A 14,349-nucleotide genomic window follows, 5' to 3' on the forward strand; every position below is an offset into this window, starting at 1 on the left:
TCGCTCCAAATACCAATCCACTTCTCACTATCCGAGTCTCAAATTTTTGATCTTAGATCAGAAGCTTTGTCTCTGAGGCGTTCTAAGGCACCAGATGCTTTCTCATACTTCTCTCTGTTTCGCTCAAGGTTGGCGCGGCAGCGTTCGGCACGCTCATCACGTTTGGCTTCTTTGGCTTCACGATTTTGCTCCCAAAATCTCTCGTGCTCCTCTTTGACTTCTTGAATGCGTTCATGGCACTCCTGCTTCTCCTGGCCGAGCATCTCATGCTTATGCTCCGAGAAATAGCGCATCACGTCCGTGAGATACTTCGCCCGTCTCTTCATCTGTTCGACTGAAGTCTGATCAAAAAAGAAGATCGCATCGGAGAAAGAAGACCAGCCTATACCCCTGCACTCGCTCATAATGTAGTCTCGATGATGCTCGGACTTCGATCTCAAATGGCTTTTTTCAAGATCCGCTCGGCGTGAAGCCTCGTTTCTAAGTGTGCAAAAACGCTTCCATGCGCTTTCACGGTCCGGCTTGGTCGGATAACGAACCCCACCACTAAAACCAGCCTGAATCTCTTTAATAAGCGCCCAAATTGGTCTCCAATCGTGCCTCTGAATCATTATGCCAAGGAAGCCAGGGTCATCAGGCATTTCATCTTCGAGGCGTGTGATCAGGTCGTCGAGGTCAGCGCTGTTCATTGGGAGGTTTTATTGAACTTCGTTTATTTGCCTCATTAAACCTCAGCAGAATCTAATTCGTCCACTGAATATTGTGTATCTTGCGAAGCTAGGTTGAGGAGCACCGCCCGAGGCCCAAGGGCGCAAGCGATCCCCTGGGAAGCCTCTCGCGCCAGGCTCAGACCTCCTGACGCACCTCGGAAGGGTCGAGCCCCTCAGGAAACAAGCGGAGCTTCATCGACAGAAGAATGGGGACAAAAGATTCAGGCCAATCCATTCTCCTGTCCCCATTCTTCTGTCGAATCTGGGCTCATGGGATTTCCGGCGAGGCCTGACGTGACATGGACTGCGGCAGCCTGCTGCCGCTTTCGGGAGGCCAGCCTGCTGGCCGTCGAATCTTCCCAGACGATGTTTCGCCAAGGCGCTTTCGCGTTTGCGCAAGCCTCGTGCGTTTTTCGTCCACCAGGAGACTTCGGCGGCAGCAGGGCTGCCTCGGAAAAGCGGCAGCAGGCTGCCGCAGTCCAAGGATGCCAAAGCCCGAAGCCTCGGGGGGACTCACTGCTTACTTCAGCAGCCACTCGGTGGCGGTGCCGGGGGTGGGATTGGGCTCGCCGTGGAGCCAGAGGGGGTTTTGGCCGTTGAGGGTGATGAGGCCGGGGAGATCGAGGTATTTGGAGCCGCCGGGGAGGAACATGGGGCTGCGGTAGCTGAGGATCTTCCCAAAGCGGAAGCCGTGGCTGTCTGCGGCGGCGCGATCGACGGCCGTTCCGGCCAAGGCACGGGCGGCGATGGCGATGGGGCCTGTCTGCTCTCCCAAACCGGCGAGGCAGACGCTTTTCGGACTGGGGTGGGTGCTGACGCGGGTGTTCCGCAGAAAGGTGACGAGCGTGAGCACGTCATGCACTCGCTGGGCGAAGAGGGCGTGATTGTAGCCGTGGGTGTAGCCGGCGAATTCACGCGGATTGGCGACGACGCGTGTTTCCCGGACGGGCTGGCCGCCCTGAAAGAGTAAATCGGCTCCGACGACGGCGGCACCGGCTGCGACGAGCTTTTTCACCTCGTCGCTTTGCAGGCCGGTTTTGCCTTGGTCATCGAGCCAGATGATGACGCGGCCATTCCAGTTCTTCGGGTAAAGCCAGGCGACGGGGATTTCCTCCTGGTGGGTGGTGTTGGTGAGTGTGCCGGTCATTTCCAGGTGATCGCCGCGATCTTGCTTGTCGGAGAGCTGCCACTCGACTTTGCCTGCCTGGTCATAGCTGCGGCCGAGGACGACTTCGATGGCGGGGCGGAGCACTTTTTCGGCGTCGGCGGCTTGGAGCTGTTTTTGGCTGTCTTCGGTGTACCATTTGAGCAAACGGCGCTCGAAGTCGGGATCGGCGGCTTTGGGTGCGGGGTGCTGGGCGTCCCAGACGCTGAGTTGGTCTTTGGTGAGGGGTTCGTAGTCGGTTTCGATGACGGGTGAGGTGTGGCCGAGCTTGAAGTGCTTGTTGATGAAGGTGTAGAAGGCGCTGCGGGTGACGGCGTTGTAGTTGTGCGGGAAGTGCTCGCCACGGACGAGGAGGACGTTGTCTTTTGCGCCGTGTGCGGTGTAGAGCTTCTGGAGCTCTGGGAAGCCTTTGGTGGCCATTTCTTTGGTCCAGTCGTTGGCGGTGTTCATGCCCTGGGGTTTCGGGGCAAAGAGGCCGGCGAATTCGACGTTGCCGGTGCCGATGCGTAGGAGGGAGGCGTTTTCACAGGTGCAGCCGCCCTGCATGGCGGTGCTGACCATGACGCAGGGGAAGGAGAGCTTGATGCGGTCGTCGATGGCGGCGAGGAGCATGGTCTGGGTGCCGCCGCCGCTGGCTCCGGTGATGGCGGTGCGCTCGGGATCGACCTCTGGCTGGGAGAGGAGGAAATCGAGCCCGCGGACGGCATTGAGCGTCTGGAGGCCCATGATGGATTGCAGGTGGGACTCGGCCGGGGGGCTATAGAGGCCCCAGTTGGCCGTGGTGTTCATCTCGGGCCGTTGTTTGGCGAATTTATGCACGACTTCACGCGGGATCTGCACGGAGTCGGAGTCACTGAGCATGTCCCACTGCCAGACGATGCAGCCCATGCGAGCGAGCTGCACACAGAGGCTCTGGAAGATGCTTTTGCCGCCTTTTTCGAAGCGCTCACTGCCCGCAGCGATCTCACGCCGCACGACGTCATCGGTGGCGAGGGAGAGGCGTGCATCCTGCCAGTGCCCGTGGGCGAAGAGGATGCCGGGGACTTTGCCCTGGATGGTCTTGGGCTTCCACAGGCTGCCGGTGACGTAGAAGCCGGGTGCGCTCTCGAAATAGACTTTCTCCACGGTGAAGCCATCGCCTTCGACTTTGCCATGAATGACGGCATTGAGCGGTGTTTTGGTGGGCATGGGCCAGAGGCCTTCTGCGACGAGGATCTGGCGGCGGACGTAATCCCGGCGCTGATCCCACTCGCTGAGTGAGGAGGGCGGATCGAAGGGGAAATAGCCATTCAGATCCTTCGGTGGCTGATGACGGATGTCCTCCGCGTGTGCGAGTGTGGCGAAAAGGGCGGCGAGGAGGAGCAGGGTGGATTTCATGATGCGCGGCACTCAAAACGCTGCGGATGGGCCGAGTTCATCAAGGATGGGAACAAGCGGTGGAACTCCGAAGAGCTCATTTCGCATCCCAGAGGTGTTTTGCTTGCTCGGTGAAGTGGCGCTCTTTTTCTGAGCCGGTGCCGATCTCGCGGTACACATCCCAGCCGAGCTTGTGCGCACCGGTTTCGGTGATGATGCCGAGGCGCAGGCCGCCTTCGCCCGCAGGGGCATCCTGGTAGCGATGGAGGTGGTAGGCTTCGATTTGCGGGAGCTTGGCGAGCTTTTGGAAGACGTACACGAGCCCGGCGGCCTGGCGGCGCTGATCGGCCTCGCTGAGTGTGGGTGTATTGAAGCCCTGCTCGCTGAGGAGGATGCCGCGCGGCTTTCCGGCAAAGTGAAAGCGCTCCTGGTTCAGGAAGGTGGGCAGGACCTCCAAGTTCTTCGGCGTGATGTAGAGGGTGTCGAAGCCGCTGCTGACATCGGCATCGGCCCAGGTGTCTGGATTGCGCAAATCACGTGGATAAGGGTGGTAGGCCACGCCCCACTCGTAGTCGCCCTCTGCCCGCGCCATTTTCGCAAAGAGCTCCAGCATGTCCCGCACGATGTAGGTGCCTGTGCCGCTGCTGCGCCGCGTCCAGTGATGCGTGAGGCTGATGAAGACGCGTGCATGGCGATCAAACAACCGCGCGGTGTGGTGCACGAGCCGCGCGGAGCGCATGTAGGACTCCAAATAACGCTCCAGCGGCTGGTCGCCCATGTTTGTCCAGGTGCCAGCTTGGTCGATCTCGTTGTGGATGATCCAGTTCGCGATGCGGCCACCGGGGCGGCCTGCGCTGCCATCGTAGCGCTCGGCGAGCAGGCGCACTCCGGCGGCGTAGATCCGTGCGGGGCTCTCGGCGGTCAGATTCGGCATGGAGAAGATGCCGCGTGGCTCTGCCTCTGGATGCGTCATGGCATGGTGCGGCCTGCCATCTGGATGGCGGTGATTTCCGATGAGCAAGATGCCACTGACGATGATGCCCCGGTCACTCAAAAGCCGCAGGGTGGCATCCGTGCTGTGAAGCAGACGCTCATGGATGAAGTAGGTGCGGCCCTCACATGGCCATGGCACATGCCCTGGCGCGGGCGTGTCGCGAATGAAGGCATTCACGACGAGATTGATCGTCGCATGGGCGATGCCGAGCTGGAAGATCTCATGCTCAGGCTGAGCGATGTGCGGAATGCCGCCCAGGCCCTTTGCGTGCTTTGCCTGCATGCGTGGCAAAGTGCCGCCGAGGGCCGGACCGACCACGGTGGGCCATTTGGCAGCGGAAAGCCATGTGGAGCCCTTTTCGTCCGCCAGCCGCCAGCGCCATGTGGCACGATCACGCTGCGTTTTGGGGTCCAATCGCGGCAAAATGAGCCGAAATCGGCCCTGGGCATCGAGTACGACTTTTTCGGCCAAAATGGGCTTTGCGACATGTGAGGCCACTTCTGGCGGAATCGGCACCGCATGCATGCCCGCCGTGCCCACACCGCTCAAAGTGATGTCGTGCAGGCCCGCATGGACGGTGTGGAGCTGCGCGGGCCACTGCGCATCGAGATAGCTGCGGATGCGCTGGGCATCCTGGCTGCGCTGGGCGGTGATTTGTTCACGCTGGGCCAGTCGGCGCTGCTCCTCGGCATTCATCTCACGCAGCCGCATGCGGCGGATGCGAAGGACAGTGCCCGCCCGCCCGTGTAGTGCGACGTGGAAGCGCATCTCCGCATGCCCCGCCGCAGGCTGAGCGGGCGTGCGGCTCAGATCAAAGGCCCAGGGCTGCCAGGCCTCACTCAAAGGCAACGAATCGGTGCCTGCGATGGCCATTTTACCATCCGCCGTGCGAAAGCGCAGCGTCGCCGCATCGAGACCGTTCGGCGCAAAGTATTCCAATTCAAAGACGCGGTGTTTTTGCGGATCGAAGCCCGCCGGGACGATGCCGGTCCAGAAATGCGGATTGCCATCACCCAGCGTGATCTCGATCTCCCCCTCGCCAGCGGGTTTTGCCTTCAGATCGGCATGCGGCCCCCAGGCCAGCGGCACCTCCGCAGCAGCGGCAACACTGAGTAGTACGAGAAGAAAGAGATGAATGAGCGAAATGGGCACGGGAGGAAGTAAGTACGGCGGCCTTCCTCATTCGGTCATCCGCATTCATTTGTTCATCCCATTTTTCACTGAATCGCGGCAAGCCACCCGCGTGATTCAGCCTTGAAACAGCCAAATCGAGCCACTAAGGAACGCACCCCCGAAAAACTCCCCGCCCCAAGCCTACGCCCACCCTTTTTCTGCCCATGAACAACGCCCTCCTCTCCAAAGCTGCCAACGAAGCCCGTGGTCTCGCCATGGATGCCGTGCACAAGTGCTCCTCCGGCCACCTCGGTCTCCCGCTCGGCGCGGCGGAGATCGGCGCGGTGCTCTTCGGCCAAAGCCTCCAGTGCGATCCCGCTGATCCGAAGTGGCTCAATCGCGACCGTTTCATCCTCTCCGCCGGTCACGGCAGCATGTTCATCTACTCCTGGCTGCACCTCAGCGGTTATGCGGTGAGCATTGATGACGTGAGCAAGTTCCGCGTGCTCCACAGCATCACACCGGGCCATCCTGAGTTCCACGAAACGCCCGGCGTCGAGTGCACCACCGGCCCGCTCGGCCAAGGCGTAGGCAATGCCGTCGGCTACGCCCTCAGCGGCAAAATGGCCGCGGCGAAATACAACACCGCCGAGCATCAGATCATCGACAGCCACATCATCGCCCTCGCTGGCGACGGATGCCTCCAGGAAGGCGTGGCACGCGAAGCAGCCTCCTTCGCCGCGCACAACGGCCTCGACAACCTCATCCTCATTTACGATTCCAACGACGTCACGCTCGACGCGATGGCCAACGTCACCCAGAGCGAAGATACCCTCAAAATGTGGCGTGCACTCGGCTGGGACGCCGTGCAGATCGACGGCCATGACCTCGAAGCTATCGCCAAGGCCATCCAGCGGGCCAAAAAGACCGACAACGGCAAGCCGAAGATCATCATCGCGAAGACCATCATCGCCAAGGGCATCCCAGAAGTCGCCGGCACCGCCAAAGGTCACGGCGAAGGCGGCGCAAAATTCGTCGATGCTGCGAAGAAAGCCCTCGGCATCCCCGAAGGCACGCATTTCCACGTCAGCGACGACGTGAAGGCCTACTTCGCCGATTTGAAAGCCAAGCGCAGCCGCATCCACAAGCGCTGGAGCAAGATGTACAAAGAGTGGGCCGCCGCCAATCCGGCGCTCCAGGCCGAACTCGAAGCCGGCAGCGCCAGCGCGGAAGATTTGCTCAAAGTCATCCCCGAGTATCCCGCCGAAGGCAAGGCCGCCACCCGCAACAGCGGCGGCGAAATCCTCAATCACCTCGCCAAGGCCGCGCCGAAGCTCATCACCGGCAGCGCCGACCTCTTTGGCTCCACCAAGAATTACATCAAGGACGGTGGCGACTACTCCGCCGCCAATCCGAAGGGCCGCAACATCTGGTTCGGCATCCGCGAGCACGCCATGGGCGCGATTTGCAACGGCATCGCCTACGACGGCATCTTCCAGGCCAGCGGTGCCACGTTCCTCGTCTTCGCCGACTACTGCCGCCCGAGCATCCGCCTCGCCGCGCTCGCGAAACTGCCTGTCACCTACATCTTCACGCACGACAGCGTCGGCGTCGGTGAAGACGGCCCCACACATCAGCCCGTGGAAACCGTCAGCGGCCTCCGCGTGATCCCGAACCTCGACGTCATCCGCCCTGCCGATGCCGAAGAAACCGCCGCCGCCTTCGCCGCTGCCTTCAGCCGCACCGATGGCCCCACACTGCTCGCTTTGAGCCGTCAGGATCTGCCGCACCAGGGTGGCGTCAGCGCCACCACACGCCGCGAAGGAACGCTGAAAGGCGGCTACATCCTCGTGCAGGAAACTGCGCCGCTGGAAGCCATCGTCATCGCCACCGGCTCGGAAGTTCAGTGGGCCGTCGAAGGTGCCAAAGGCAAGCCCGGCGTCCGCGTCGTCAGCCTGCCTTGCTTTGAACGCTTCGATCGTCAAAGCGCCGACTATCGCGAAAGCGTGCTCCCCGCCGCAGTGACTAAGCGTGTCGCCATCGAAGCCGGCGTCTCCGGTCTCTGGTGGAAATACGTCGGCACGCAGGGCCAGATCATCGCCATCGACCGCTTCGGCATCAGCGCCCCTGGCAACACTGTGTTCAAAGAACTCGGCATCACCGCCGAGGCCGTCGCGAAGGCTTTGGCATAATCCGCGACAAACAACGCTGACGAAGGGAGGCCGCTCAGGCCTCCCTTTTTCATGCTGATCGAAACACCTCCACGCGAAGATCACGCAGCGTGCAGAGCTTCTCCGTGCCCTCAGCCATCTCAATCCCGCGCACCATCCGCGCACCATCCTTCCGCTTCGCACCAAAGCGCTTCCGCTGGCTCTTGAAGATCGCGTTCACGAACTCCTTGCCCCCTATCACCGCTCCATCCGTAAAATATCTCACTCGGCATCTCAGCGCCTCCGCCACCGGTAGCTTCCCACTTCGCTTCATCACCTCACGCCGCGATGTCTCGCTGATCGCCCCCTTCTTTGTCCCATCCGCATTCGTCTTCGATGCCGTGCCCCAGGTGAACAAGAGCTTCCGGTAGTGCTGCACATGGCCCTCTTCGGGTTTGCGTCCCTCCAATTGCCCTCGTGCCACCAGCTCGATGCCGCTCTTCGCCACTTTGATCCCCGCTTCCGCCTGCGCATAGCCGCACCACCGGTAATCCTTTGGATCTGTCACCAACTTCGCCCGCACCGGATTCAGATCCACATACGCAGCCACCATCGCCAGCGCCGTCCCACCACCTTCCACCAGCGTGCTGCGATAGCGCTCCTCCCACAGCGTGCCTTTGCGTTTCTCCTTCTTATTAAACCACTGCGTAAAGCGCTGCTTCAGCGACTTCATAAACGCCGAGATGTCCCACATCCGCGCCATCAGCCCGTCGATGATCTTTTGCGCCTCCGCCTGCGCTCCGATCTTGCGCAAATGCTCCACCTCCGCCCTCACCTGCCCTTCCGTCGCCTTCCCAAAAGCCCTGCGCACAATCCCCAGCACCTCCTCCTCCGTCGGCAACACCTCCGGCCTGCGTGGTACCTCCACGAGCACATGGAAGTGATTGGAGAGCACACAAAACGTCACCACCCGCACCTGGCAGAAAGTTTCATACATGCGCATGAGCCCAACAAACATCTCACGCTCCTGCTCCTTGAGCCGAAAGCCGCGATCGACCACGCGAGAGACGCAATGATAGAACGCGGTGGGATGATGTTTGGGAGCCTTGAGCCGAGCCTGGCGCATGATGGAGAGGGGTTGTGAGAAGTGAAAAGTAGGGTCTGAAGGATGGGGGAGAGGAGGAGTGGGCGAAACTGGCAACGAATCGGCGTGGCGCAAGCGGTATATGATAAAGGGACAGACTATTAGTTGATAGCAACAATCGCGGATTTGGGATTGTCGGGGGCGGTTGGTGGGGGCATGGGTGGGGGCTATGGATGCTTATCGGTCGCTTAGAAATGTCGTGTCGGAGGTGGCGGTGCTGACTTCGACGGAGTCGGTTCTGTCGTGGGATCAGGAGACTTATATGCCAGAGAAGGCGCTGGAACACCGCGCTCGACAGATGGCTTGGTTGTCGGGGGAGGCTCATCAAAGGCTGACTTCGAAGAGAACTCGGTCGCTGCTGGATCGTGCGGAGTCGGAGCCACCAGAGTTTTCGACGCAGACGGCAAATTTACGGGGCCTGCGCCGTGATATTGAGCGGGCGACTAAGCTACCATCACGCTTTGTGCGTGAGGAGAGCGAGGCTTGCACACATGCGAAGGCGGCGTGGGTAGAGGCACGATCAAGGTCGGATTTTTCCATGTTTGCTCCGCATTTGGAGCGACTGTTGGAGTTTGCCCGGCAGAAAGCGGATCTGTATGGCTATGCAGATGAGCCTTATGATGCGCTTCTGGATCTGTATGAGCGGGGGGCGAGGACGCGTGATGTTGCGGCTCTTTTTGATAAGTTGCGCCCGCAGTTGGGTGAGATTGCTCGTGCGGCTGTGGCGATTTCAGCGAAGACGAAGCCGGGGACGCTTCGGGGGCGCTATCCAGTGGCGAAGCAGCAGGTTTTGAATCGAGAGATCGCTGAGAGCTTGGGCTTTGATTTTGAGGCTGGTCGTATCGACACGACGGCGCATCCGTTTTGCACGACGCTGGGGCCTGGGGATGTGCGATTGACGACGCGGTATGATGAGGGTGATTTCCTTTCGTCGCTGTTTGGTGTGATGCATGAGGCTGGACACGGTCTTTATGAGCAAGGGCTGCCTGGGCTGGAATATGGGCTGCCAGCAGGCAGTGCGGCTTCACTGGGGATTCATGAGTCACAAAGTCGGCTGTGGGAGAACCATGTGGGCCGTAGCAGGGCATTCTGGGAGCGATGGCTGCCGCGTGCGGCGGAGCTGTTTCCGCATCTGCGGAAGGTGAAGCTGGATGCGTTTATGCGGGAGGTGCTGCGCAGTGAGTTTAGTTTCATCCGGGTGGAGGCGGATGAGGCGACGTATGATCTGCATATTTTGCTGCGGTTCGGGATCGAGCGCCGCCTGGTGAAGGGCGATTTGGCTGTGCGGGATGTGCCAAAGGTGTGGAATGAGGAATTCCGTGAGCTCTTTGGCATGACGCCGCCGGATGATGCACGGGGCTGCTTGCAGGATATTCACTGGAGCATGGGTGGGCTGGGCTATTTCGCGACATATACGCTGGGGAATCTGAATGCCGCGCAGCTTTTCCATACGGCCAAGAAGCAGCGCCGTGTGGCTGCAGGATTGGCAAAATGTGATTATGCGCCGCTGCTGGCTTGGCTGCGTGAGAATGTGCATTCGCATGGGGCGGCGCTGACGCCGACAGAGATCATGCAGGAGGCGACGGGGCGGCCTACGGATGCCAAGTGGCACATTCAGCACCTACGAGAGCGGTATGCGACTTGAGGGATGAGTTTTGTGCTGGAGGGCTTGATGGTGGGCGTGTTCTGCGCCACCTGCTTTCTATTCTTTCCTATGCACCACAGCACTCTTGATTTGATCCGCGCCGCATTGACCGAGGATGTCGGCACGGGCGATGTGACGTCGATTTACTTTATCCCGGAGGAGTCGCGTTCACGGGCGAAGATCGTGGCGCGAGAGCCTGGGATCGTGTCGGGGATGGAGGTGGCAGCGGCCGTGTTTCGCGAGGTGGATGCAAAAACGGAGGTGAAGGTGCTGATCGACGATGGTGAGCGATTTGAGCGTGGTAGCACGCTGCTGGAGGCCACGGGGAGCACGCGTGCGCTACTGACAGCGGAGCGGACGGCGCTGAATTTCCTCCAGCGGCTCTGTGCGATCGCGACGCAGACGCGGCGCTATGTGGAGGCGGTGCGACCGTACCCGACTCAGGTGTGGGATACACGAAAGACGACTCCAGGCTGGCGTTTGCTCGAAAAAGCGGCTGTGAAGCACGGTGGCGGCACAAATCACCGCATGGGGCTCTACGACCACGCGATGGTGAAAGATAATCACCACGCGGCGAATCCGAGCCTGGAGGCTTTGCAGAGCAATATACGCCGTTTGCGTGCTGAGCGGCCGGGGACGCGTGTACAGTTGGAGGCGGCAAGCTTGGACCAGGTGCGGGACTTTTTGACGCTGGAGGGCGTGGACATGCTGCTGCTGGATAACATGAATGTGCAAACGCTGCGTGAGGCGGTGGAGATGGTGCAGGGACGCCTGTGGCTGGAGGCGAGCGGTGGCATCACGCTGGATACGATTCACGCGTTTGCTTCGACAGGTGTGAATGCAGTCTCTGTGGGTGCTTTGACTCATACGGTGCGTGCACTGGATCTGGCGCTGGATCTGGAGTGATCGTACGGAACGAAAGCCTGCTGTATCGAGGAGCGTTGTTTGCGGCCCCATGAAATGCCGCATCTTGCTTGCCCATGTCCTGTGCTGTGTCTCCGCGTCTGCGGCGGGCACGCTGGACTTCAATCGCGACATCAGGCCGATCCTGAGTGATAACTGCTTCGCTTGCCACGGCTTCGATGCAAAGAAGCGGAAGGCTGATTTGCGGCTCGATACGGCGGAGGGTGCTTACAAGGCGATTGAGGGCGTATTTCCGGTCAAAGCAGGTGATCCTGATGCGAGTAGCGTGATCCAGCGCCTCCTTTCTCATGATGAAGATGAGGTGATGCCGCCGCCGGAGACGAATAAGAAGGTGACGGCTGCGCAGATCGAGCTGCTTAAGCGCTGGATCAAGGAAGGGGCGGTATATCAGAAGCACTGGAGCTTTGAGCCACCGGTGAAGCCCGCAGTGCCGGGAGTGCGTGGCCAGAAAGCGGAGGTCAGGAATTCCATTGATGCCTTCATCCAGGCGGAGCTGGCAAAACACCGCCTCTCCGCCGCGCCGGAGGCCTCACGCGAGACGTTGATCCGCCGTGTGACGCTCGATCTCACGGGACTGCCGCCTACGATAGCGGAGATGGATGCGTTTTTGGCGGATACGTCGGAGACGGCTTATGATCGGGTGGTGGATCGCTTGCTGAAGTCGGAGCGCTATGGCGAGCACATGGCGCGGTATTGGCTGGATGTGGCCCGCTATGCGGATACGCACGGGCTACATCTGGATAATGAGCGCAGCATGTGGCCTTACCGCGACTGGGTGGTGCGTGCCTTCAATGCGAATCTGCCGTATGATCAGTTTACGCTGTGGCAGCTTGCGGGCGACCTGCTGCCAGATGCGACTACGGAGCAAAAAATCGCTTCAGGCTTCAATCGCTGCAATGTGACGACGAGTGAGGGCGGGAGCATCAATGAGGAGTTCATCTTCCGCTACGCGGTGGATCGCACGGAGACGACGATGGCGGTGTGGATGGGCCTGACGGCAGGCTGTGCGGTGTGCCATGATCACAAGTATGATCCGATCACTCAGCGGGATTTTTACTCGATGTATGCCTTTTTCAATAGCACCGCCGATCCGGCGATGGATGGGAATATCCTTCTGACTCCACCGACGCTGCGCCTGAGCAGTGCCGAGCAGGCGAAGACGCTGGAGGAGTATGAAAAAGGGATCGCGGCAGTGCAGACGAGGCTGCGGGGAGAGATCTCGCGGATCGCTTACACAGACCCCTCGACGCTGAATCCACCACCGCCAGTGCAGACGAGTGAGGTGGTGTGGTTCGAGGACGGCTTCCCACCGAATGTGAAGCCTGAATCGAGCGGCGGAGCTCCGCTGAAGCTCGTGGAGGCACCAGTGAAGAGCGGGAAGAAGGCACTGCAGCGCACGGCGACGGGTGTGGCGCAGGATTTCTTTGATCGGGGTGCTTCCTATGAAGTGCCCGCGAATGGGAAGATCAGTGTGGAGTGCTTTTTGGATGCGAAGAACCCACCGAAGGCCGTGATGATCCAGTTTCACACGGCTGGCTGGAATCACCGTGCCGTGTGGGGGGAGGAAGGAGCGATCCCTTTCGGCAAAGTGCGCACACCGGAGCGTGTACGCGTGGGTGGCCTGCCAGAGCTGGGAAAATGGGTGACGCTGGAGGTAGCTGCGGATCGCTTGGGCCTGAAACCAGGCAATAAAATCACGGGTTATGCCTTCACGCAGTTCGCTGGGACAGTGACATGGGATAGGCTGGCCATCAGCAGCCGCGTGGAGCCTGCGAAGGACCCACAATGGTCCTGGGCTGCGTGGACGAAGCGTCATCAGGGCCGCCGTGTCGAGGGACTGCCGAATGATCTGCAAACGCTGGTCCGAGGCAAAAAACCAGAGGAGTGGCCTGAAGCAGAGGTGAAGCGCCTGCGGGAATGGTGGTTCGAAAATGAGTATCAAGGTGCCCGCGAGGCCATCGGAGCTATCCGAGCGGATAAACTGGTCCTGGAAGCGAAAAAGAAGGCGCTGGAGGACCAAATCCCCGCGACTTTCATCATGGCAGATCTGCCGCAGCCGCGTGAGAGCTTCACCATGGAGCGTGGTCAGTATGATAAGCCGAAGGACAAGGTCACGCATGCCACGCCTGCGATTTTCCCGCCTTTGCCAAAGCAGGCATCGTATAACCGCATCGACCTCGCAAAGTGGCTGCTAAGCCCGCAGCACCCGCTCACGGCCCGTGTGCAGGTAAATCGGCTGTGGCAGCAGTTTTTCGGCACAGGGCTGGTGAAGTCCACGAACGACTTCGGCTCCCAGGGCGAGCCCCCGAGCCATCCTGAGCTGCTGGACTGGTTGGCGGTCACTTTCCGCGAAGGTGGCTGGGACATGAAAAAGCTCGTGAGGATGATCGTCACGTCACACACCTATCGGCAGAGTTCGCAGTTCATCGCTGTGGGTTCGCCTTCGGACCCGGAGAATCGCTTGTTGGCCCGTGGGCCGCGATTCCGGCTGGATGCTGAGGTGGTGCGGGATGCGGCACTTTCTGTGGCGGGTTTGCTCAGTCCGAAAATCGGTGGGAAAGGCGTGAGGCCGTATCAACCGGAGAATATCTGGGAACCCGTGGCCTTCGGCGGCAGCAACACGCGGAACTACATCCAGGATCACGGTGAATCGCTCTATCGGCGCAGTTTATACACCTTCTGGAAGCGCACGGCACCACCACCGAACATGACAGCCTTTGATGCCCCGAATCGCGAGAGCTACTGCCTGCGCCGCGAGCGGAGCAACACACCGCTACAGGCACTGACACTGATGAATGATGTTCAATACTTCGAAGCTGCGCGAGCCTTTGCCGAGCGAATCATGAAGAGCGCCACCAGCACGGATGCACGCATCACCGCGCTTTATCGCACGGCTACGAGCCGCTTCCCCTCGGCGCAGGAGGCAGAAATCGTGCGCCAGACACTGGAGCAGCATCTGAAGTCCTTCACCGCGAAGCCTGATGAGGCGAAAAAAGCCATCTCTTACGGCGAATCGAAGCCTGATGCTCAAATCCCCGCCACCGAGCTGGCGGCGTGGACGATGATCGCGAGCCTGGTGCTCAATCTCGATGAGGCGCTGGTGAAGTAGGGGCAAAAAGTCAGGCGCATGAGAACTTTCGCCCTCATG

General features: G+C 60.3%; 8 protein-coding genes. 4 read left to right on the top strand and 4 right to left on the bottom strand.

Features of this window, described 5'->3' with window-relative positions:
* Positions 1 to 38 precede the first annotated feature (38 nt).
* The 3 genes from IPK32_22660 to IPK32_22670 all read right to left on the bottom strand — a co-directional run bounded on the left by IPK32_22660 (position 39) and on the right by IPK32_22670 (position 5,377).
* Positions 39 to 689 carry a hypothetical protein gene (locus IPK32_22660; protein MBK8094691.1) on the bottom strand — a complete coding sequence of 217 codons (651 nt, stop codon included), beginning with the start codon at positions 687 to 689 and terminating at the stop codon, positions 39 to 41.
* 541 nt (positions 690 to 1,230) lie between these two features.
* Positions 1,231 to 3,252, bottom strand: a complete 2,022-nt coding sequence (locus IPK32_22665) for an acetylxylan esterase (protein MBK8094692.1) — start codon at positions 3,250 to 3,252, stop codon at positions 1,231 to 1,233.
* Positions 3,253 to 3,328: 76 nt separating this feature from the next.
* On the bottom strand, positions 3,329 to 5,377 hold the full coding sequence (locus tag IPK32_22670) for a hypothetical protein (protein ID MBK8094693.1): 2,049 nt from the start codon (positions 5,375 to 5,377) through the stop codon (positions 3,329 to 3,331).
* A gap of 185 nt (positions 5,378 to 5,562) precedes the next feature.
* Between IPK32_22670 and tkt the strand changes: the two genes are divergently transcribed.
* Entirely contained in the window at positions 5,563 to 7,530 is a 1,968-nt protein-coding gene (gene tkt / locus IPK32_22675; GenBank protein MBK8094694.1) for a transketolase, read from the top strand.
* A 49-nt stretch (positions 7,531 to 7,579) separates the two neighbouring features.
* On the opposite strand, the gene IPK32_22680 is transcribed toward tkt, so the two are convergent.
* Entirely contained in the window at positions 7,580 to 8,614 is a 1,035-nt protein-coding gene (locus IPK32_22680) for a transposase (protein ID MBK8094695.1), read from the bottom strand.
* 187 nt (positions 8,615 to 8,801) lie between these two features.
* On the opposite strand from IPK32_22680, the gene IPK32_22685 reads away from it, so the two are divergent.
* The 3 genes from IPK32_22685 to IPK32_22695 all read left to right on the top strand — a co-directional run bounded on the left by IPK32_22685 (position 8,802) and on the right by IPK32_22695 (position 14,310).
* Positions 8,802 to 10,277, top strand: a complete 1,476-nt coding sequence (locus IPK32_22685; protein MBK8094696.1) for a carboxypeptidase M32 — start codon at positions 8,802 to 8,804, stop codon at positions 10,275 to 10,277.
* Positions 10,278 to 10,346: 69 nt separating this feature from the next.
* Entirely contained in the window at positions 10,347 to 11,183 is an 837-nt protein-coding gene (nadC, locus tag IPK32_22690) for a carboxylating nicotinate-nucleotide diphosphorylase (protein ID MBK8094697.1), read from the top strand.
* A gap of 49 nt (positions 11,184 to 11,232) precedes the next feature.
* Positions 11,233 to 14,310: a PSD1 domain-containing protein gene (locus tag IPK32_22695; protein ID MBK8094698.1), complete on the top strand. Its 3,078-nt coding sequence runs from the start codon at positions 11,233 to 11,235 to the stop codon at positions 14,308 to 14,310.
* Positions 14,311 to 14,349: the final 39 nt, after the last annotated feature.

This window comes from Verrucomicrobiaceae bacterium, assembly GCA_016713035.1.
In the GTDB taxonomy this organism is placed as follows: domain Bacteria; phylum Verrucomicrobiota; class Verrucomicrobiia; order Verrucomicrobiales; family Verrucomicrobiaceae; genus Prosthecobacter.